20 protein-coding genes and 1 pseudogene are annotated in these 19,295 nt (G+C 70.5%); 14 read left to right on the forward strand and 7 right to left on the reverse strand.

Features of this window, described 5'->3' with window-relative positions; all coding sequences use genetic code 11:
* Nucleotides 1-7 precede the first annotated feature (7 nt).
* The 3 genes from FZ046_RS16740 (at nt 8) to FZ046_RS16750 (ending at nt 1,454) form a co-directional block, all read left to right on the forward strand.
* The gene (locus FZ046_RS16740; RefSeq protein ID WP_070353280.1) at nt 8-481 is read left to right on the forward strand and encodes a tetratricopeptide repeat protein; all 474 of its coding nucleotides are present in this window, start codon (nt 8-10) and stop codon (nt 479-481) included.
* Nucleotides 478-933 (forward strand): flavodoxin family protein, encoded by a 456-nt coding sequence (locus tag FZ046_RS16745; RefSeq protein WP_070353279.1) that lies wholly within the window; start codon nt 478-480, stop codon nt 931-933. The genes FZ046_RS16740 and FZ046_RS16745 overlap by 4 nt, the downstream gene beginning before the upstream one ends.
* Nucleotides 934-998: 65 nt before the next feature.
* The gene (locus tag FZ046_RS16750; protein WP_070353278.1) at nt 999-1,454 is read left to right on the forward strand and encodes a hypothetical protein; all 456 of its coding nucleotides are present in this window, start codon (nt 999-1,001) and stop codon (nt 1,452-1,454) included.
* 10 nt (nt 1,455-1,464) lie between these two features.
* Here the strand turns inward: FZ046_RS16750 and FZ046_RS16755 are convergent, their stop codons facing one another.
* A complete protein-coding gene (locus FZ046_RS16755) occupies nt 1,465-2,379 on the reverse strand; it encodes an HpcH/HpaI aldolase/citrate lyase family protein (RefSeq protein WP_070353277.1) in 915 nt (304 codons plus the stop codon).
* A gap of 55 nt (nt 2,380-2,434) precedes the next feature.
* A pseudogene (locus tag FZ046_RS16760) lies at nt 2,435-3,174 on the reverse strand (dienelactone hydrolase family protein).
* A gap of 70 nt (nt 3,175-3,244) precedes the next feature.
* Here FZ046_RS16760 and FZ046_RS16765 point away from each other — a divergent pair.
* From FZ046_RS16765 to FZ046_RS16780, 4 genes are read left to right on the forward strand one after another with little or no spacing between them, the layout of a single operon-like run.
* Nucleotides 3,245-4,057 (forward strand): thymidylate synthase, encoded by an 813-nt coding sequence (locus FZ046_RS16765; protein ID WP_070353276.1) that lies wholly within the window; start codon nt 3,245-3,247, stop codon nt 4,055-4,057.
* Entirely contained in the window at nt 4,054-4,536 is a 483-nt protein-coding gene (locus FZ046_RS16770) for a dihydrofolate reductase (RefSeq protein ID WP_070353275.1), read from the forward strand. The genes FZ046_RS16765 and FZ046_RS16770 overlap by 4 nt, the downstream gene beginning before the upstream one ends.
* Nucleotides 4,537-4,552: 16 nt before the next feature.
* The gene (locus FZ046_RS16775) at nt 4,553-5,758 is read left to right on the forward strand and encodes a winged helix-turn-helix domain-containing protein (protein WP_070353274.1); all 1,206 of its coding nucleotides are present in this window, start codon (nt 4,553-4,555) and stop codon (nt 5,756-5,758) included.
* A 28-nt stretch (nt 5,759-5,786) separates the two neighbouring features.
* The gene (locus FZ046_RS16780) at nt 5,787-6,698 is read left to right on the forward strand and encodes a haloalkane dehalogenase (protein ID WP_070353273.1); all 912 of its coding nucleotides are present in this window, start codon (nt 5,787-5,789) and stop codon (nt 6,696-6,698) included.
* 2 nt (nt 6,699-6,700) lie between these two features.
* On the opposite strand, the gene FZ046_RS16785 is transcribed toward FZ046_RS16780, so the two are convergent.
* Genes FZ046_RS16785 through FZ046_RS16795 form a run of 3 tightly spaced genes read right to left on the reverse strand, consistent with a single transcriptional unit; the run spans nt 6,701 to nt 9,622 of the window.
* Nucleotides 6,701-7,291: a nucleoside deaminase gene (locus FZ046_RS16785; RefSeq protein WP_070353272.1), complete on the reverse strand. Its 591-nt coding sequence runs from the start codon at nt 7,289-7,291 to the stop codon at nt 6,701-6,703.
* Nucleotides 7,288-8,691, reverse strand: a complete 1,404-nt coding sequence (locus FZ046_RS16790) for an APC family permease (protein WP_070353271.1) — start codon at nt 8,689-8,691, stop codon at nt 7,288-7,290. The genes FZ046_RS16785 and FZ046_RS16790 overlap by 4 nt, the downstream gene beginning before the upstream one ends.
* Nucleotides 8,692-8,707: 16 nt before the next feature.
* Entirely contained in the window at nt 8,708-9,622 is a 915-nt protein-coding gene (locus FZ046_RS16795) for a proline iminopeptidase-family hydrolase (RefSeq protein ID WP_246182803.1), read from the reverse strand.
* Nucleotides 9,623-9,708: 86 nt separating this feature from the next.
* Here FZ046_RS16795 and FZ046_RS16800 point away from each other — a divergent pair, with 86 nt between their 5' ends.
* The 3 genes from FZ046_RS16800 to FZ046_RS16810 are packed head-to-tail and all read left to right on the forward strand — an operon-like array spanning nt 9,709 to nt 13,150.
* The gene (locus FZ046_RS16800; protein ID WP_281288473.1) at nt 9,709-10,506 is read left to right on the forward strand and encodes a FadR/GntR family transcriptional regulator; all 798 of its coding nucleotides are present in this window, start codon (nt 9,709-9,711) and stop codon (nt 10,504-10,506) included.
* 56 nt (nt 10,507-10,562) lie between these two features.
* A complete protein-coding gene (gene dapA / locus FZ046_RS16805; RefSeq protein ID WP_070353269.1) occupies nt 10,563-11,465 on the forward strand; it encodes a 4-hydroxy-tetrahydrodipicolinate synthase in 903 nt (300 codons plus the stop codon).
* Complete coding sequence (locus tag FZ046_RS16810) at nt 11,462-13,150, forward strand: ribonuclease J (RefSeq protein ID WP_070353268.1); 1,689 nt, start codon at nt 11,462-11,464, stop codon at nt 13,148-13,150. The genes dapA and FZ046_RS16810 overlap by 4 nt, the downstream gene beginning before the upstream one ends.
* Here the strand turns inward: FZ046_RS16810 and FZ046_RS16815 are convergent.
* Nucleotides 13,111-14,778, reverse strand: coding sequence for a hypothetical protein (locus FZ046_RS16815; RefSeq protein ID WP_070353267.1), 1,668 nt, complete (start codon nt 14,776-14,778; stop codon nt 13,111-13,113). The genes FZ046_RS16810 and FZ046_RS16815 overlap by 40 nt on opposite strands.
* A 233-nt stretch (nt 14,779-15,011) precedes the next feature.
* Between FZ046_RS16815 and FZ046_RS16820 the strand changes: the two genes are divergently transcribed.
* On the forward strand, nt 15,012-15,752 hold the full coding sequence (locus tag FZ046_RS16820; RefSeq protein WP_070353266.1) for a GntR family transcriptional regulator: 741 nt from the start codon (nt 15,012-15,014) through the stop codon (nt 15,750-15,752).
* The gene (locus FZ046_RS16825; protein ID WP_070353265.1) at nt 15,749-16,219 is read left to right on the forward strand and encodes a RidA family protein; all 471 of its coding nucleotides are present in this window, start codon (nt 15,749-15,751) and stop codon (nt 16,217-16,219) included. The genes FZ046_RS16820 and FZ046_RS16825 overlap by 4 nt, the downstream gene beginning before the upstream one ends.
* Here FZ046_RS16825 and FZ046_RS16830 read toward each other — a convergent pair.
* Nucleotides 16,194-16,805 carry an SRPBCC family protein gene (locus FZ046_RS16830; RefSeq protein ID WP_070353264.1) on the reverse strand — a complete coding sequence of 204 codons (612 nt, stop codon included), beginning with the start codon at nt 16,803-16,805 and terminating at the stop codon, nt 16,194-16,196. The genes FZ046_RS16825 and FZ046_RS16830 overlap by 26 nt on opposite strands.
* A gap of 106 nt (nt 16,806-16,911) precedes the next feature.
* On the opposite strand from FZ046_RS16830, the gene FZ046_RS16835 reads away from it, so the two are divergent.
* Nucleotides 16,912-17,931, forward strand: coding sequence for an LLM class flavin-dependent oxidoreductase (locus FZ046_RS16835; RefSeq protein ID WP_070353263.1), 1,020 nt, complete (start codon nt 16,912-16,914; stop codon nt 17,929-17,931).
* Between the two features lie 341 nt (nt 17,932-18,272).
* On the forward strand, nt 18,273-19,271 hold the full coding sequence (locus FZ046_RS16845) for an ABC transporter substrate-binding protein (protein WP_070353262.1): 999 nt from the start codon (nt 18,273-18,275) through the stop codon (nt 19,269-19,271).
* The last annotated feature ends 24 nt before the right edge of the window (nt 19,272-19,295 follow it).

The raw sequence follows: 19,295 nt of genomic DNA on the forward strand, positions 1-19,295 counted from the left end.
CGCCGCCATGGCCGACCGCGACGGAGCCCGCGCCCTGCGGACCCAGGTGCTCATCGGCGCCATGTGCCTAGCGCTGGTCTTCTACTTCGTGCTGCTCGGCCGCCAGGCCGTGCTGCTGTTCGGCAGCGGCGACGCCGTCGGCATCGGGCTCGGCGCGGCCATCCTGCTGCTACCGGTCATCGGGCTGTGGGCGATGGTCGCCACGTTGCGCGCGGGCTTCGCCCACCAACGCCTCGCCCGTCGGGTGCGCGAGGACGGCATGGAACTCGACGTCACCGAGCTGCCCCGGATGCCGTCCGGACGGATCCGCCGCGAGGCCGCCGACGCGCTGTTCGCCGACGTCAAGGCCGACCTCGAAAACGATCCCGACGACTGGCGGCAGTGGTACCGGCTGGCGCGCGCCTACGACTACGCCGGTGACCGCGCCCGGGCCCGCGAGACGATGAAGAAGGCCGTCGAGATGGAGCGCGGCAGCCAATGAGCAAGCGACTGCTCATCATTCACCACACGCCGTCACCGCACTGCCAGGAAATGCTGGAGGCGGTGGTGTCCGGGGCGACCGACCCCGAGATCGAGGACGTCGAGGTCATCCGGCGGCCCGCGTTGACCGTCGCGCCCGCGGAGGTCCTGGACGCCGACGGCTACGTGCTCGGCACCCCGGCCAACCTCGGGTACATGAGCGGGGCGCTCAAGCACGCCTTCGACGTCTGCTACTACCCGTGCCTCGACGCCACCCAGAACCGCCCGTTCGGCCTGTACCTGCACGGCAACGAGGGCACCGAGGGTGCCGAGCGGGGCGTCGACGCGATCACCACGGGCCTCGGCTGGCGACGGGCCGCGGCGACGGTGGTGGTCTCGGGCAAGCCGGACAAGCCGGCGCTCGAGGACTGCTGGAATCTCGGCGCCACGGTCGCCGCCCAGTTGATGGAGTGACGACGGTGACGGCGCGGCTCGGTTACCGTCGGTTCCGCTGACGGATCGACCCGAAAGGACGCCTCGTGCCCGGATTCGCCGAACTGGCCCTCGCCGGAGCGCCGATCGCGGGCGGCGCCCTGCTCGGCGTGGTCGCCGGCAACCTGCGGGCTCCCGACCTGCGCGCGGTGATCAAGCAGGACATGGACCTGCTCGAGCGGATCCCCGCCGAGCAGGTCGAGCGACGCGCGGAGCTGCAACGGGTGATCGACCTGCGCGTCGACGACGTGATCGCCGCGGTCGACAAGAATCGCGCGATTCGCGAGGCCGCGATGTCGTATCAGGGCAACTGGCGCGACATCGTCGTATTCGTCTGCGGCATCCTGTTCACCATCGTGTGGTGGAACGTGCCGCACAGCCGCGCCAACTGGCTGCTCATGTTCATCGTGATGATCATCGCGTCGGTCGCGGCCGGCGTCTACGCCGCCCGCGGCATCCTGCGCTCGATCGGGGCGTTCACCCGCCGCCGCGGACGGGTCTAGCCCCGCACCCTCAGTAGTGGTAGGTGTCCGACGGCGCGGGCACGTGGTCTGGGTCGTCGCCGAACTCGGATTCGTGGATGCCGTAGGCCGTCGCCAGCTCCAGGATCTTGTTGGCCCGCGCGATGCGGGGGAGGTCCGAGCCGTTGCGGATCTCGCCGCCGTCGCGCTGGAATTCGGCGAAGAACTCCTTGGCCCAGGTGATCTCCTCCTGCGACGGGGAGAGTCCCTCGTTGACCGTCGCGCACTGGTCGGGCGTCAGGCAGATCTTGCCGGTCATCCCGAACTCGGCCGACACGGCGGTCGCCTCGCTGAGCCGCAGCGCGCTGGAGCCGACCGTCGGGCCGTCGATCGCGCTGGGCAGGTGCGCGGCCTTCGCGGCGATGGTGAACCGCGAGCGGGCGTAGGCGAGTGTCGCGGGGTTCTCCCCGAACCCGGTGTCGCGCCGGAAGTCGCCGATGCCGAACGCCAATCGGAAGGTGCCCTTCGTCGCGGCGATCTCGGTGATCCGCTCCAGGCCGCGGGCGGTCTCGACGAGCGCGACGATGGGGACGTTGGGCAGCCGCTTGGCCGTCTCGGTGACGTGGTCGACGGACTCGACCATCGCCAGCATGATCCCGCCGACAGACGTCCCGGACAGCGCCGCGAGGTCATCGGCCCACCACGGCGTCCCGAACCCGTTGACGCGCACCCAGTCGGAGTGGTCGTCGCCGAGCCAGCGGGTCACGTTGTCGCGGGCCGCCACCTTGTCCTTCGGTGCCACCGCGTCCTCGATGTCGAGCACCACGATGTCGGCACGCGACCGCGTGGCCGGGGCGAAGCGGTCGTACTGGGTGCCGTTGACGAGCAGCCAGCTGCGCGCGAGCACCGGGTCGATGCGGAAGCCCGATTCGCCGGACTCGGGCTCGGTGAAGGTCTGGTCGTACACGGACCAATCGTCGCCTACGCCGTGCGCGGACGTCCCGGGAGGTCGGCGACCGGCCTCAGCGCAGGTGCGCGCCGAAGGTGTCCGCCATCGCGCGCCAGTGCCGCTCGGCGGCGTCCTCGTCGAACGGCGCATTGTCCGGAACGGCGAAACCGTGTGCGGCGGAGTACGTCTCGATCACGTGGTCGACGCCGGCCGCGGTGAGCGCCTGGTCCAACGTCTCGGCGTGTTCGGCGGTGAAGGAGCCGTCGCCCTCGGCCCCGCCGACGTAGACGAACGCCGTGATCGCCTCGGCGCGCAGGTGCGGGCTGTCCGCGTCGTCGGTCACCAGACCGCCACCGTGGAACGACATCGCCGCCGCCACCCGCTCGGGGACGCGACCGGCCACCACCAGCGACGTCCGGCCGCCCATGCAGTAGCCGGTGGTACCGAACGTCGTCCCGGACACCTCGGGCCGGCCCTGCAGATAGTCGAAGAACGCGCCGGCGCGGACACCATGACGTCCGGCGTGACCTCCGAGATCATCCCGAACAGGCGCTTGCGTTCCTCGGGGTCGCTGAACACCGTGGCCATGTCGAACGGCTCCCAGGCGCCCGCGCGGTAGTACACGTCGGGAACCAGCACCGCGTAACCGAGCCCGGCCAGCCGTTCGGCCATGTCGACGAAGGTCTGGCGCACCCCGCCGGCGTCGGGGTACATCACCACACCGGGCCACGGTCCGTCCCCGTCGTCCGGCGTGCTCAAGGTGACACGGCAGGCCCCGTCGGAGGTGGTGATGACGTCGCTGATGGTCGGCATGGTCGGCATTCTCCCGTCGCTTCGCTCGCCCCTCCCTTCTACTCCACCGGTCTGGACGTAAACTGACCGAGTGCCGAACGCCGCGCCGATCCCGACCCCGTACGAGGATCTGCTGCGGCGGGTGCTCGAGACCGGCACGCCGAAGGCCGACCGCACCGGCACCGGCACTCGCAGCCTGTTCGGCCATCAGATGCGCTACGACCTGAACGCCGGCTTCCCGCTCATCACCACGAAGAAGGTGCACCTGAAGTCGGTGGTCTACGAGCTGCTGTGGTTCCTGCGGGGTGACTCCAACGTGGCGTGGCTGCACGAACACGGCGTCACCATCTGGGACGAGTGGGCCAGCGAGACCGGCGAGCTGGGACCGGTGTACGGCGTGCAGTGGCGGGCTTGGCCGACGCCGTCGGGCGAGCACGTCGACCAGATCAGCGCCGCACTGGACCTGCTGAGGCGCGATCCCGATTCCCGGCGCAACATCGTCTCGGCTTGGAACGTCGGGGAGATTCCGCAGATGGCGCTGCCGCCGTGTCATGCGTTCTTCCAGTTCTACGTCGCCGACGGCAAGTTGTCCTGCCAGCTCTACCAGCGCAGCGCCGACCTGTTCCTCGGCGTGCCGTTCAACATCGCCAGCTACGCGCTGCTGACGCACATGATGGCCGCCCAGGCCGGCCTCGGGGTGGGGGAGTTCGTCTGGACCGGCGGGGACTGCCACATCTACGACAACCACGTCGAGCAGGTGACGCTGCAGCTCGGTCGCGAGGCGCGCCCGTACCCGGAACTCGTTCTGGCGCTGCGTGATTCGATCTTCGACTACGCCTTCGAGGACATCGCCGTGCTCGATTACGACCCGCACCCCGCCATCAAGGCGCCCGTCGCCGTATGACGCTGGGGCTGATCTGGGCACAGTCCACCTCCGGGATCATCGGCCGCGACGGCGGCATCCCCTGGCGGCTGCCCGAGGACCAGGCACGCTTCAAGGACCTGACCATGGGCCACACCGTGGTGATGGGCCGGCTGACGTGGGAGTCGCTGCCGGCGAAGGTGCGGCCGCTCCCGGGGCGCCGCAATGTCGTACTCACCCGGCATGCTGAGTACGTGGCCGACGGAGCGACGGTGGTGGACGGACTCGAGCAGGCGCTGACCGGAGACGACGCCTGGGTCATCGGCGGGGCGCAGATCTATGCGCTCGCACTGCCGTCCGCGACGCGCTGCGAGGTCACCGAGATCGACGTCGACCTGCCCCGCGAAGACGACGACGCGGTGGCACCCGTGCTCGACGAGCAGTGGGAGGCCACCGACGGCGAGTGGCTGACCAGCGCGTCGGGCCTGCGCTACCGGTTCTCCACCTACGTGCGGTCGTGAGCGGCGGGTTCGCCCGATGCGACTGACCGCCGACGCCGCGCGGCGCACCGCGGTGGCTGCGCAGGGGTTCGGCGAGGCCAAGCCCGCCGGGGCGGTGACACGGGCGCACCTGCGGCGGCTGGTCCAGCGCATCCAGGTGTTGCAGCTGGACTCGGTGTCGGTCGCGGTGCGCGCGCACTATGCGCCGGTCTTCAGCCGTCTCGGGCCCTACGACCGCGAGGTGCTCGACCGTGCGGCGTGGAGCCACAGCGCGCGGTCCCCGCGGCTGCTCGTCGAGTACTGGGCGCACGAGGCCGCCCTGATGGCGGTGGAGGACTGGCCGCTGCTGCGCTGGCGGATGCGCGAGTACGCGCTGGGCCGGTGGGGGCGTGACATCGTCGCCCGCAACGCCGCGCTCGCCGACGACGTCGTGGCGGCGGTTGCCGAGCTGGGCCCGGCCACCGCGGGCCAGATCGAGGCGCATCTGCAGACGGAGCCGCGGGGTCGCAAGGGGCCGTGGTGGGATCGCAGCGAGACCAAGTGGGTGGCCGAGGCGCTGTGGTCGGCGGGTGTGCTGACCACCGCGACGCGGGTGGGTTTCGCCCGGCACTACGACCTCACCGAGCGCGTCCTGCCGCCCGAGGTGGTGGCCCGCGAGGTCGACGACGAGGAGGCCGTGCGCGAGCTGGTGCTGCGGGCCGCGGGCGCGCTCGGGGTGGCCACCGAGACCGATCTGCGCGACTACTTCCGGCTCACCCCGAAGCAGAGCAAGCCCGCCGTCGACGCGCTGGTGGCGGCGGGCGAGCTGGAAGCGGTCGACGTCGACGGCTGGTCCGCGCCGGCCTACCTGCGGGCCGGGCAGGTGGTGGCGCGCCGCGATCGGGGCACGGCCCTGCTGTGCCCGTTCGACCCGTTGATCTTCTTCCGGCCCCGCGTCGAGCGCCTGTTCGGGTTCCACTACCGCATCGAGATCTACGTGCCGCAGCCCAAGCGCCGGTACGGCTACTACGTGTGGCCGTTCCTGCTGGACGGTCGCCTGGTGGGTCGCGTCGACTTGAAGGCGGACCGCGTCCGCGGTGCCCTGCACGTGGTCGGCGCGTTCGCCGAACCGGGGTCCGACCACGCGCACGTCGCGCGCGCCCTGGCCGGGGAGCTGCGGACGATGGCCGCCTGGCTCGACCTCGCCGACGTGACGGTCGGGGACCGCGGAGATCTGGTGGACGCACTGCGTCGCGTGCTGTGATGACCGAACCCCTATCGAGGAGCTGCTCGTGGACGCCTTGCGAACGCCGGATGACCGCTTCACTGGCCTGCCGGACTTTCCCTTCGAGCCTCATTACGTCGAGGTGCCGTCCGGCGACGGCGGCGTTCTGCGGATGCACTACCTCGACGAGGGGCCGCGCGACGGGGAGGTCGTGCTCCTGCTTCACGGCGAGCCGTCGTGGAGTTACCTGTATCGCACGATGATCCCGGTGCTCACCGCGGCGGGACTGCGCGCCGTGGCCATCGACCTCGTCGGGTTCGGTCGCAGCGACAAACCCGTGCGGCGCAAGGACTACTCCTATGCCGCGCATACGGACTGGACGTGGGTGGCGATCGAGGCGATCGGCCTCGACGCGGTGACCCTGGTGTGCCAGGACTGGGGCGGACTGATCGGGTTGCGCCTGGTCGCCGAGAACCCCGACCGGTTCGCCAGGGTGGTGGCGGCCAACACCATGCTGCCCACCGGCGACCATCACCCCGGCAAGGCCTTCCTCGCGTGGCAGAAGTTCAGTCAGGAGGTGCCGGTGTTCCCCGCCGGGCAGATCGTCAACGGCGCGACGGTCACCGATCTGTCGCCGGAGGTGATCGCCGCGTACGACGCCCCGTTCCCCGACGACGCGTATCAGGCCGGGGCGCGCCAGTTCCCGTTGCTCGTGCCCACCAGCCCGGACGACCCGGCCGCGGCGCGCAACCGCGCCGCCTGGGCGGCGCTCGGCGAGTACGACCGCCCGTTTCTGTGTGCGTTCTCCGATTCCGACCCGATCACCGGTGCCGCCGAACCGGTGCTGCGCGGACACGTGCGCGGTGCCCAGGGGAAGGACCACGTCACGATCACCGGAGGCGGACACTTCCTGCAGGAAGACCAGGGCCCCCGGCTGGCCGAGGTCGTCGTCGACTTCATCGCCGCGCACCCGCGCTGAGATTACGACAGCGGAATGTCGTTGCCGCCCTTCGTGTTTTGATACTGCTGGGACAGCGCCGCATACCGTGCCGCGATGCGCTCGGTCCGAGCTCGCAGCTCCGACCGTAGCGGCTCGTCCTCGACGTCGATCAGGTCGCGGATCGCGTACGCGGTCCAGAACGCGTTGGTGCGCCGGTAACCGCCGGGCTCGAGGCCGAACAGCTCCTTGAGGATCCTCAGGTCGTGCGGGATCGCGAACGCGTCGCGCGAGTCTTCGTGGCTGAACAGGTAGTAGTAGTTGTCGAATCCGGCCCACGTGATCGCCGACATGCACAGCGTGCAGGGCTCGTGGGTGGAGAGGAAGATCAGCTCGGTGGTCGGCGGGCGATCGGGGAGCGCGTAGAACCGGTTCAGCGTGGCGATCTCGCCGTGCCAGAGCGGATTGTCGGTCTCGTCGTTGGTGCCGACGGTGACGAGCAACAGATCGGCCTTCCGCAGGAGCGCTGCACCGAAGACCTTGTTGCCGTGCGCCACCCCGCGTTCGGTGAGCGGAAGGACGTCGTCGTCGATGACCTCGAGGAGACGGTGCGCCGGGGCGACGGGCGACGTCACCGGGCGTCCGACGGCGCCGCGTGCTCCTGCGACACCTGCGGGACGCCCCTTCCGCGCGCGACGTTGATGCCGAACGCGACCGCACCGATGACCAGCCAGACGAGTCCGCCGATCTTGGCGAGCGCGTCGGCGTTGATCAGCACGTAGGCGACGATGACGAAGCCGAGTGCCGGAGCCACCAGGTGCAGGAGGTAGTTGCGGGACTTGCGCTTGACGACGTAGTACCAGATCACCGAGACGTGCAGCAGGCAGAAGCCGAACAGTGCGCCGAAGTTGACCAGCGACGAGATCAGTCCGATCTGGCCGACGAAGAACAGCACGAGCACCAGGCTGATGGCGCTGACGAACAGCAGCGCGGCGATCGGCACCTGGCGCTTGCTGATCCGCGACAGGAAGGCCGGCAACTGCCCGTCGCGACTCATCGAGAACAGCAGGCGGCTGGTGGCGGCCTGGGCCGCCATCGCGTTGGCGAAACCGACGGCGAGCACGTTGACGACGAAGAACGCGTTCATCCAGCCGGTGCTGGACGCGGCCTGCACCAGGGTGAAGAAGGCGTTGCCGGCCGCGTCGTCGCCGAAGGACTCGCGGCCGCCGGCGAGCAGGCTGGCCAGCCAGGTCTGGGTGATGAAGAGCGCGGCCACCACGAACAGGGCGATGAGCATCGCGCGTCCCGCGGGGTTCTTGCGGCCCGTGGACTCCTCGGCCAGCGTGGAGATGCCGTCGAAGCCGAGGAAGCTGAGCACCGCGATGGACAGCGCGGCGGCGAGCAGTGGGGCGCTGACGGTGTCGGGGTTCCAGATCGGGGTGGTGCTCCAGCCCACGTCGGGCAGCGACTGACCGTTGATCGCCCGCACGGCGATGACGACGAAGATCGCCACGAACACCAGCTCGATGGCGAGGAACACCCGGTTGGCCACCTTGAGCGAGCCGACGCCCGCGAGGTTGATGACGGTGTTCACCAGGACGAACACGATCGCCCACAGCCACCGCGGGGTGTCCGGAAACAGGCCGATCATGGACTCGGCCGCGAAGACGTACAGCAGCGTCGGCACCAGCAGGTAGTCCAGCAGGATCGCCCAGCCGGCGAAGAAGCCCGCGGCCGGGTGGATGCCGCGTCCCACGTAGGAGAACACCGAGCCGGCGAGCGGGAACGACTTCGCCATCTGCGCGTAGGCGAGTGCGGTGAAGACCATGGCGATCAAGCCGATGAGGTAGACCAGCGGCACCATGCCCGAGGCACTGTCGTAGACGGTGCCGAAGATGGCCCACGGCGCGATCGGCACCATGAAGACGAGGCCGTAGACCAGGAGGTCGAAGGTCGAGACCGACCGCTTCAGCTCCTGTTGATAGCCGAACGACGCGAGTTCGCGTTCCTTGGCTGCGATGTCGGTTTCACTCATGACGGTCCCGTCGTGGCTAGGGCTGGGTGGGGGAGTGGTCGTGGGCGGCGAGGAAGTCGGCGATGACCGCGCGGAAGGCCTCGGGCTGTTCGAGGTGGGTGCAGTGGCTGGCGCCGGGGAAGACGTGGCTGCGGGCGTCGGGGATGCGCTCGACGTAGGGCGCCCAGGTGGCGGGCGTGGCCTCGTCGTGCTCACCGGCGACCACGAGGGTGGGGGCGGTCACCTCGCCGAGGCGGTCGATGATCGACCACGACCGCAGGGTGCCGAGGACGTGGAACTCGTTGGGGCCGTTCATCGTGTGGTACACCGTCGGTTCGGCCTCCATCTGCGCCTCGCTGTCGGCGAAGTCCTGGGGCACGGGCGTCACCCGGCAGACGTGCCGCGCGTAGAACTCGCCCGTGGCGGCGAGGTAGGCGGGATCGGTGACGGTGCCCGCCGCCTCGTGCTCGGCGAGTGTCCGCTGCGTCTCGGCCGGAAGCTGGGCCCGCAGCTCGGCGGCTGCGGCCATCCACAGCGCCATCGAGGCCGGTGAGTTGCAGATCGCCAGCGACGCGAGCCCCGGCGGTCGGCGCACGGCGATCTCCGCGCCGAGCATGCCGCCCCACGACTGGCCGAGCACGTGGTAGTCGGTGATGCCGAGCTGCGCGCGCAGGTTGTGGAACTCGTCGACGAACAGCTGCGGCGTCCAGAAGTCGGCGGGTGCGTCGGACCGGTGCGTGCTGCGACCGCAGCCCACCTGGTCGTAGTGGACGACGGTGCGGCCGGTCTCGTCGGCGAGCGCGGCCAGGTTGCGCACGTAGTCATGCGCCATGCCGGGACCGCCGTGCAGGACGATCAGCGGCAGCGCGCCGTCGACCGCGGTGGCGGGGGTGGTGATCTGGACCCAGGTGGCGAGGTCTCCGAACGGGACCTCGCGGGTCGTGACGAGCATGGCGAACAGCATGGACCGGCAAAGGTCTCCCTGCAAGACCAAAAACGACGATTTAACATTCGGGGGCGAGAAGGGGGGTGACGCGCGTGACCAACACGGACGCCGCTGCCGACGGCGCCGCCGCGGCCTACCCCGTGCCGAAGTCCGGGCTGCTCAGCCGCCAGCTCGCCATGCCGTCACGGGTCGACGAGATCACCGACCGCCTCATCACCGCCATCGCGATCGGCGAGTACCTGCCCGGCGTGCGGCTGCCCGTCGAGCGCGAACTGGCCGCGGCGCTCGGGGTCGGCCGGATGACGGTGCGCGCCGCGCTGGCCCGGCTCGTCGACCGCGGCCTGCTGGAGACCCGCCGCGGCCGTGGGGGCGGCTCCTACGTGGTCGACCAGTGGCCGGATTCGTCGACTGCCGCCGTGGGTCGCACCCTGACCATGCGGCTGGCCGAACTGCGCGACCGCTGCGACGCCATCTGCCGATTGCACGGCGCGGTGTGCCGGGCAGCCGCGGAGTCACGCACCGATGCGGACGTCGCACGCCTGCACGACCTGCTCGAGGCGTATCGCGGTGCACCGACCGGGCTGGCCTCGCAACAGGCGGACAGCCGGCTGCACCTGGCGATCATGGACGCCGCGCACAACGCGGTGCTGACCCAGGTACTGCTCGACCTGGAGGCATCGGTGAGCATCGGCGCTCCGGCTCACGTCTGGGGCGAGCCGTCCACGATGCGCCAGATGGAGCTGCGCTCGCTGCACGAGCACGTCGACCTGGTGGCCGCGATCGCCGCCGGCCGCGGCGACGACGCCGACGGGCTGGCCCGGGCGCACGTCGCGATCGACTTCGAGAACATCTCCACGGCCATGCGCCGGGCCGGGGTGCTCGCCGACTGAGCCCGCAGGTGACAGGGACGGCGAAACCGTGGCGACGGCCGGGTAATCTTGGCCCGGTGACCACCAGCGGAATCGACGTCAGCGCACGCCTGGGCACCGTGCTGACTGCCATGGTGACGCCGTTCGGCCCGGACGGCTCGCTCGATCTGGCCGCTGCCAAGAAGGTCGCTGCGCACCTGGTCGATTCCGGCTGCGACGGCCTGGTGGTGTCCGGCACCACCGGTGAGTCGCCCACTACGACCGACGACGAGAAGATCGCCCTGCTCGAGGCCGTCCTCGACGCCGTCGGCGACCGTGCATGCATCATCGCCGGCGCCGGTAGCTACGACACCGCCCACAGCGTGCGACTGGCCACGGCCTGCGAGCAGGCCGGCGCGCACGGTCTGCTGGTGGTGACGCCCTACTACTCGCGTCCGCCGCAGGCCGGGATCCTCGCGCACTTCCGTGCGGTCGCCGATGCGACGGCGCTGCCCAACGTCCTCTACGACATTCCGCCGCGGTCGGTCGTGCCGATCGCGTGGGAGACCATTTACGCGCTGGCCGAGCACCCCAACATCGTCGCCATCAAGGACGCCAAGGGCGATCTGCACGGGGCGGCGGTCGCCATGGCCGAGACGGGCCTGGCCTACTACTCCGGCGACGATGCGCTCAACCTGCCGTGGCTCGCGGTGGGAGCCACCGGCTTCATCAGCGTCTGGGGCCACGTGGCCGCCGGTCAGCTGCGCGGCCTGCTGTCGGCGTTCACCTCCGGTGACCTGGCCACCGCGCGCAAGTACGCGATCGGCCTGGCACCACTCAACGACGCGCAGACCCGGCTCGGCGGGGTCACGATGGCCAAGGCCGGTCTGCGGCTGCTCGGCATCGACGCCGGCGAGCCGCGACTGCCGCAGGTGCCGGCGACCGCCGGGCAGATCGAGGACCTGGCCGCCGACCTGCGCGCGGCCGCGGTGCTGCGGTGACCGTCCCCGCCGCCCCGACCACCCCGCCCCGGCCGCTCGCCCCCGGCGGGCTCCGCGTCACGGCGCTGGGGGGCATCGGTGAGATCGGCCGCAACATGACGGTGTTCGAGCACCTGGGCCGGCTGCTCGTCATCGACTGTGGCGTGCTCTTCCCGAACCACGACGAACCCGGCGTCGACCTCATCCTGCCCGACCTGCGCCTCGTCGAGCAGCGCCTCGACGACGTCGAGGCGCTGGTGCTGACCCACGCGCACGAAGACCACATCGGCGCCATCCCGTTCCTGCTCAAGCTGCGACCCGACATCCCGGTGGTCGGCTCGCGCTTCACCCTCGCCCTGGTGGCGGAGAAGTGCCGCGAGCACCGGATCAAGCCCAAGTTCGTGACCGTCGCGGAAGGCCAGCGCAGCACCCACGGCGTCTTCGAGTGCCAGTACTTCGCCGTCAACCACTCGATCCCCGACGCCCTCGCCATCGCCGTGCACACCGGCGCGGGCACGGTGCTGCACACCGGCGACATCAAGCTCGACCAGCTGCCGCTGGACGGCAGGCCCACCGACCTGCCCGGCATGTCGCGCCTCGGCGATGCCGGCGTCGACCTCTTCCTGTGCGACTCGACCAATTCCGAGGTGCCCGGCGTCGGGCCGTCGGAGAGCGAGGTCGGCCCCAACCTGCACCGGTTGATCCGTAGCGCCGAGGGCCGGGTCATCGTGGCCTGTTTCGCCTCCAACATCGACCGCGTGCAGCAGATCATCGACGCCGCCGTCGCGCTCGGCCGGCAGGTGTCCTTCGTCGGCCGGTCGATGGTGCGCAACATGGGCATCGCCCGGGAACTCGGCTTCCTGCGGGTCGCGGATTCCGACGTCGTCGACATCGCGGCCGCCGAGATGCTGCCGCCCGAGCGCGTCGTCCTGGTGACCACGGGCACCCAGGGCGAGCCGATGGCCGCGCTGTCGCGGATGTCGCGCGGCGAGCACCGCAGCATCACACTCACGGCGGGTGACCTCGTCATCCTGTCCTCGTCGCTGATCCCGGGCAACGAGGAAGCCGTGTTCGGCGTCATCGACGCGCTCGCCAAGATCGGCGCCCGCGTGGTCACCAACAACCAGGTGCGCGTCCACGTCTCGGGTCACGCCTACGCCGGGGAGCTGCTCTTCCTCTACAACGGCGTACGGCCGCGCAACGTCATGCCGGTGCATGGCACGTGGCGGCACCTGCGGGCCAACGCGAAGCTGGCGGTCCGCACGGGAGTGCCGGAAGAGAACGTGCTGCTCGCCGAGAACGGCGTCAGCGTCGACCTCGTCAACGGCGTCGCGTCGATCGCGGGCGCCGTCCCAGCAGGCAAGATGTTCGTCGACGGCCTCATCACCGGCGACGTCGGCGAGGCCACGCTCGGTGAGAGGCTCACGCTCTCTTCGGGTTTCGTCGCCGTGACCGTCGCCGTACGGCGTGGCACCGGCCGGCCCGCGGGCCCGCCGCACCTGCACTCGAGGGGCTTCTCCGAGGACCCGAAGGCGCTCGACCCAGTGCTGCCGAAGGTCACCGAGGCGCTCGAGATGCTCGTCGCCGATCAGGTCACCGATCCGGCGCGCATCGCGCAGGCCGTGCGCCGCGTGGTCGGCAAGTGGGTCGGCGAGACCTACCGGCGTCAGCCGATGATCGTCCCGACGGTGCTCGAGGTCGACTGACGATCCGGCGGGTCCGCACCGTCGACCTCGATCGGCTCGCCGACGGGGTCGCCGGTGACGGTGTCGACGACCGTGCGGCGGACGGCGCCGGTCGCCGGCGAATGCGTCTGCACGACGAATTGGGCTGCGCCCACGGGGAAGTGGATGGCATCGACCCGCTGGCCCACCAGGATCAACGGTGTGCCGAGCACGGTGCCGTCGGACACGTCCACCACCGCGATCCGCCCGTCGACCGCGTCGGCGTCGCGCACCGTCGTCGCCTGCACGGCCAGCGATCCGTCGGCGTTCAGCGCCATCGCGCCCGGCTCGCCGGGCAGGGTCACCTCGGCGAGCCGCCGGCCCTCGATCAAGTCGACCACGGCCAGGGTGGTGCCGTCAGGCGTGTGCGTGTCGATCGCGCCGACGCGTTCGTCACGCGAGCGCAGCAGCGCTGACGCGACCGCGCCGGCGACGGCGACCGGCGTGCCGACGGCGTCGCCGGTACCGGCATCGAGGACCCGGACGTGCGTGGTGAGCAGGCCGGTGCCCGGGTCGAAGGACTCGGTGACCACGGTGGCGCGGCGGCCGCCCGCCGCGACCGTGACCTCCGCCGGGCGGTGTCCGGCGAGCGACGTGACGACGGCAGCGGACCCGACCGACAGCCGCGTCAGGTGCACGGGCGTTCCGATCAGCGTCTCGACGCGCACGTCGGCACCGTCTCCGCCGTGGGCCCCGGCGAGGACTCCCTCGTCGGTGCCGGTCGGCGTCGTCCCGACGGTGCCGGCGGCTCGCCGTGGGCCGAACACCGTCGCGATCGCCTCGTCGAATTCACGTCGCGTCCACGCCAGTACGGTCCACACGACGGGCGGCGCGGTCGGTGTGCCGTCGCCGCCCGGGACGAGGAACGGCGCGAGCAGTGCGGCCCCGGCCGTGGCGACGACCTCCACCACGGAGGGCGCCTGCGCGGGAGGTGACGGCGGGACGACGCGCGGCGTCCGGACCGGACCGTTGGCGACCTGGGTGCCGGTGGCCAGCGGTGCGGCAGCGGCCGTGCGGGCGTCGTGCGGCGGAATCGGTTCGAGCCGCAGCGGGCGAACACTCGGCGGTGGCAAGGCGCGTCCGACGCTGTCCGCCGGTGCTGGGCGCGGGCCGCCGCCGGTGCGCGGCGCCTGGCGATCGGTGCTCGCCGGGCTCGACGGAGGTGGCGGTGCGGGCGTCGACGGCGCGTCGGAGGGATCGTCGAGGGGTGCGGTCGGCTCGTCGGCGGCGGGACCGGCAGTGGGCCCGTCCTCCGACGCGGTCGGCCCCGGATCACCGTTGATGGACGTGTTCGCGCCACCGGTGCTACTGACGGTGACCGGCGGCGCGTCCCGAGCGCCCACCTGCGTGCTCGCCTGCGAGGACGTCGAGGCGCCGCCGGTGACCGAGGACGTGTCGTCGGGCGAGGTCGTCGACGGCGGATCCGACGATGCGCCGTCCCCGGAATCCGGGGGCGGTGCGTCGCTCGCAGCGTCGACCTGGTGCGACGCGTCCGAATCCGGTTGCGCGCGAGCCACTCCGGTGGACTCGGCGGCAGCCAGACCGATGCCAACGGCGAGGGCGAGCAGCCAGAGACTCCCAACCCTCGTACGGTCGGTGGCGCGCGCCACCCGTGAATCTCGCCGGACCGCGACGACCGCCCACGTCGGTGCCGAGACCGTCTTCCCCCGTCGACGCATGTTCCCCCCGACGACGGACACTACGACGTGACCCGCGCAAGGGAATCGGGGGAAACCCTAGGAGCGTCTTTCGTGCCGGGTCGCGCGAATCACCTGCGCCGGGGGTTGCCCCGCACGGGCGGTGATCGAATAGAGTATCCAATATCTGCTGAAAGCGAGAGCCCATGCCACCGCGCACTGCCGCCAAGCGCACCGCCCCCACGCGTGGCGGCGCCGCGCGCGCCGACGGCACGGCCGCCGCGCGACCCGACTTCGTCCGGCCCAAGACCGCTCAGCAGGCCGTCGCCGAAGCGCTCCGACAGGAGATCACCACGGGCAAGCTCGCGCCGGGCAGCTGGATCGTGCAGGAAACGCTCGCCGAACGGTTCGGCATGTCGCGCATCCCCGTGCGCGAGGCGCTCAAGACCCTCGAGGCTGAGGAGTACATCACCTACGTGCCGCACAGCGGTTACCGCGTGGCGAAGCTGAGCCTCGACGACTTGGTAGAGGTCTTCACCCTGCGGGCCATCCTCGAGGAGGCGCTGATCCGCGATGCGATGCCGGGTGTCACCGACGAGATCGTCGACGAGATGCGCAGCGTCAACGCCGAGATGGACGCGGCACTGACGGCGGGGGACACCATCGCCGTGGGCGTGCACAACCGGCAGTTCCACTTCCTGACCTTTCAGCAGAGCCGGATGGCCCGCACCAAGCGCATCGTGACCCAGTTGTGGAACACCGCCGACGCCTACCGGCCGCTCTACTCGCCGCTGCTCGACATGCCGCGGGTGTGCGACGAGCACGAACTCATGATCGAGGCGATGGCCGAGCGCGACGTCGAGAGAATGGTCACGCTGAACCACGAGCACCGTGCGCACGCCATCGACCCCATCCACCGGATCTTCGAGCCGGAATCCGGCCGGTGACGGTTGCCAACCGGCTGACCTCCATGGGCCTCGCGGTCCCGGTGCCACCGGCTCCGAAGGGCGCCTACTTCCCGTCTCGTCGCTGCGGTGATCAGCTCTGGGTGTCCGGGGCCACCGCGCGCACACCGGATGCACCGGCGCTGCGCGGCGTCGTCGGCGCCGACGTGGCGCCCGAGGTGGCCCGCGACCAGGCCGCGCGTGCTGCGCTCAACCTGCTCGGCGTGGTCGACGCCGCGGTCGGCCTGGACGCCGTGACCGCTCTGCTGCACCTGCGCGGTTACGTACGTGCGACAACGGATTTCGATGCGCATCCGGCGGTCCTGGACGGTGCGTCCCGCCTGCTACTCGACGCGTTCGGCGACCGCGTGGGCGCGCATGCCCGCACCGCGATCGGCGTCGCGTCGCTGCCCGGCGGCGCGTGCGTGGAGCTGGAGCTGGTCCTCAGCGTCGGTGGGGCGACGGACTGAGCCGGTCCGCCCACCGCCCGAGCGCGAGGCCCAGTGCCACTCCGGCGAGGCCGACCAGCGCGATGGCCCGTACGTCGGTGCGTCCGTCGCCGCGGTGGCCGACCGCCGTGCCGGGTGCATCCGGGTCCGCCGCGGTGGGACCGTCGCCGCCGATGACGGCGTCGAGCCGTCTGACGAACTGACCGATGATCCGGTTGCCGACCTGGGTGACGACGCCGGTGCCGAACTGCGCCATCCGGCCGCTCAGTTCGAGGTCGGTGGTCACGGTGACCACCGAGCGGCCGGTCTCCTCGCGTGCCGTCAGCTGAACGCTCGCCTCCGTGGCACCGTTGCCTCTACGGTCACGGGCCGTGCCGCGCACCAGCATTCGATGGGCGTCGTCGTCCTGCTCCACCACGGTCGCCACGCCGGCCAGCGTCATGCCCACCGGGCCTACCTTCACTGCCACGTGGGCGTGCACGTCGGCGCCCTCCTGGCGGTCCAGGCCGGCGCCCGGCACGCAGCCGACGACGGTGGGGATGTCGGTGAGCACCGACCACACCGCGTCGAGCGGCGCCGCGACGGAGAATTCGTTGACCAGACGCATCCGATGTCTTCCATTTCGCCCGTTCCGGTTGTCGACCCGGAGACCCCGACTTACGATTGGATACGATATACACACCGCACGGATGAGTCCCAGGAGGAATGCGGGAATGCTGAGCAAGGGCGTCGGGCTGTTTCCCACCGAACCGACGGGGGCGATGTGTTCCTACGTCCGGTTGTGCGAAGACCTGGGCTACGACAACGTGTGGTTCGGCGATTCGCAGAACATCTGGCGGGAGTCCTCGACCGTGATGGGCGCGGCCGCGGTCGGTACCGAGCGGATCGTGTTCGGCACCGGAGTGACCAACGCCGTGACCCGGCACCCGTCGCTACTGGCTTCCACGTGGGCGACGCTCGCCGAGTTCACCAATGGCCGTGTCGCACTGGGCATCGGCACGGGCGATTCGTCACTGCGGACGATGGGCCTGACACCGCTGAAGCTGGCCGAACTCGAGCGGTCGATCGCCGATCTGCGCGCACTGTTTCGCGGCGAGAAGGTCGCCGAGCCGACCAGCGGTGCCGAATACCACCTGAACTACCTGACCGGCCCGGTGGACATCCCGATCTACATCGCGGCCTCGGCGCCGAGGATCCTCGAGATGTCCGGGCGCATCGCCGACGGCGTCATCGTCCTCGTCGGCACCGCTCCGCACTTCATCTCCGCAGCCCTGGAGACGATCGAACGCGGAGCGGCCCAGAGTGGCCGGACGCTCGACGACCTGCACATCGTGCTCTGGACGCCCACGGCGATCGGTGACGACAGCACCGAGGCGCGAGACCTGGTGCGCGCGCACGTGTCTCGCGTGGCGATCCGACCGCTGCCCGCCAAGGTGGACCCGGCGCTCGAGAAGGCGATCGACCGCATCCGCGAGACCTACGACTACTACGAGCACATGAACACCGAGGCAGCGCACGCCGACCTGGTGCCCGACGAACTCGTCGATCTGTTCGCCCTGGCGGGCACGCCCGACGAGTGCGCGGCACGGTTGAAGGACATCGAATCCCTGGGCGTCGACCAGGTGTCGATCGTTCCCTTCGTCCGTCCCGGGCAGAGCCGTGAGGCCACCATCCGCACCTTCGCCGACATCGTCGCCGGAATGACGCCCGCGACCGTGGGGCAGCCGGCGTGACGTCGGCGGCGGTTCCCGGCTCGCGCGTGCATCCCGCACCGGGTAGCGCGGTACCGGGCGCGCCGCCGCCGCTGCGACGGGCACTGACGCCCGCGGACGGGGTGCTGGTGTCGGCCGATCCGGCGCCGCCCGTCGAAAAATCTGCAACACAAGGTGTTTCGCCGGTCGCGACGCACTCGGCGGGCGTCGCGTATCTCGTGGCGGCCGCGCTCGGTGGGACGGCGATCGGGCTCGAATTGGCCGCCGTCCTGGCGCGACGACGACGTCGCTAACTGTTGACGCTGCTCATGACCGTTCGTATAGTGTATCCAATATTCAACGACCCTCGGAGGTCCGTTCTGATGTCTCGATTCCCCAAGGTCCTCGGCGCTCTCGCCGCCGTATCCGCCCTCCTCGTCGGTGCCACCGCATGCGCCGACGAATCCTCCGCACCGGGAGGCGAAAACGGTTCGGGCACCGACACGTTGAGCATTTCGGCCACCGGCGTCGACAGCCTCCCGTTCATGGCCATCCTGCAGGCCGGCATCGACAAGAAGTGGTTCGAGGAGGAGGGGTTGAAGGTCGACCTGTTCTCCGGCGGTGGCGGCGGCAACACGCTGCGGGTCGTCACCAGCGGCGACGCCGACATGGCCATCGCCGGTAACAGCTCCGTGCTCCTCGCTGCGCAGCAACCGAATTCGAACCTCACGGTAATCGCACCCTGGTTTCAGATGAACGACTTCTCCTGGATCAGCCCGCCCGGGCGCGCCATCTCCGGAGCCACTCTCGGCTTCAGTTCCGCGGGCTCGTCGACCGAACTGCTGGTGAAGGGTCTGGAACGCGAACTCGGCGACGGCATCAAGTCGCAGGCCGTCGGGCAGATGGGCGACAACTGGACGGCGGCCAAGGCCAATCAGATCACCGCGGGCTGGGCCATGCAGCCGTTCATCGCCGACAAGCAGGCCAGTGAGAACGCCCAGGTGTTGGTGAACTCCCGCGAGGTGCTCGGCGACCTGCCCGCCGACCTGGTCGCGGTGAACACCGAGTACGCCCAGGCCAACCCCGAGAACCTGACCAAGTTCTTCAAGGTGGCCGACCGCCTCAATGCGTGGGTGGTCGAGAACCCCGACGAGGCCGCGACCACCATCGCGCCCTTGGTGAAGGTCTCGCCGGAAGTGATGAAGGCGGCGTTCCGCAGCAGCCCCGACCTGGCCAAGGGATACTCGCTGAAGGTGGACGCCGACGGCCTGAAGAACCTCTCGGAACTCATGGTGGGTGCCGGTCAGATCGACGCTCCCGTCGACTGGGCCACGGTGCTCGATCAGCAGTACCTGCCCGAGGATGCCCGAGCGTCCTTCTGACCCACCACCGATCGGAGAGGAACG

The organism is Mycolicibacterium grossiae (assembly GCF_008329645.1).
GTDB lineage: Bacteria > Actinomycetota > Actinomycetes > Mycobacteriales > Mycobacteriaceae > Mycobacterium > Mycobacterium grossiae.

Coding starts and splice junctions, on each gene's coding strand:
- FZ046_RS16740 (WP_070353280.1), top strand. CDS start 8: ATGGCCGACCGCGACGGAGCCCGCGCCCTGCGGACCCAGGTGCTCATC.
- FZ046_RS16745 (WP_070353279.1), top strand. CDS start 478: ATGAGCAAGCGACTGCTCATCATTCACCACACGCCGTCACCGCACTGC.
- FZ046_RS16770 (WP_070353275.1), top strand. CDS start 4,054: ATGACGCTGGGGCTGATCTGGGCACAGTCCACCTCCGGGATCATCGGC.
- FZ046_RS16775 (WP_070353274.1), top strand. CDS start 4,553: ATGCGACTGACCGCCGACGCCGCGCGGCGCACCGCGGTGGCTGCGCAG.
- FZ046_RS16790 (WP_070353271.1), bottom strand. CDS start 8,691: ATGAGTGAAACCGACATCGCAGCCAAGGAACGCGAACTCGCGTCGTTC.
- FZ046_RS16795 (WP_246182803.1), bottom strand. CDS start 9,622: ATGCTCGTCACGACCCGCGAGGTCCCGTTCGGAGACCTCGCCACCTGG.
- FZ046_RS16820 (WP_070353266.1), top strand. CDS start 15,012: ATGCCACCGCGCACTGCCGCCAAGCGCACCGCCCCCACGCGTGGCGGC.
- FZ046_RS16830 (WP_070353264.1), bottom strand. CDS start 16,805: ATGCGTCTGGTCAACGAATTCTCCGTCGCGGCGCCGCTCGACGCGGTG.
- FZ046_RS16835 (WP_070353263.1), top strand. CDS start 16,912: ATGCTGAGCAAGGGCGTCGGGCTGTTTCCCACCGAACCGACGGGGGCG.
- FZ046_RS16845 (WP_070353262.1), top strand. CDS start 18,273: ATGTCTCGATTCCCCAAGGTCCTCGGCGCTCTCGCCGCCGTATCCGCC.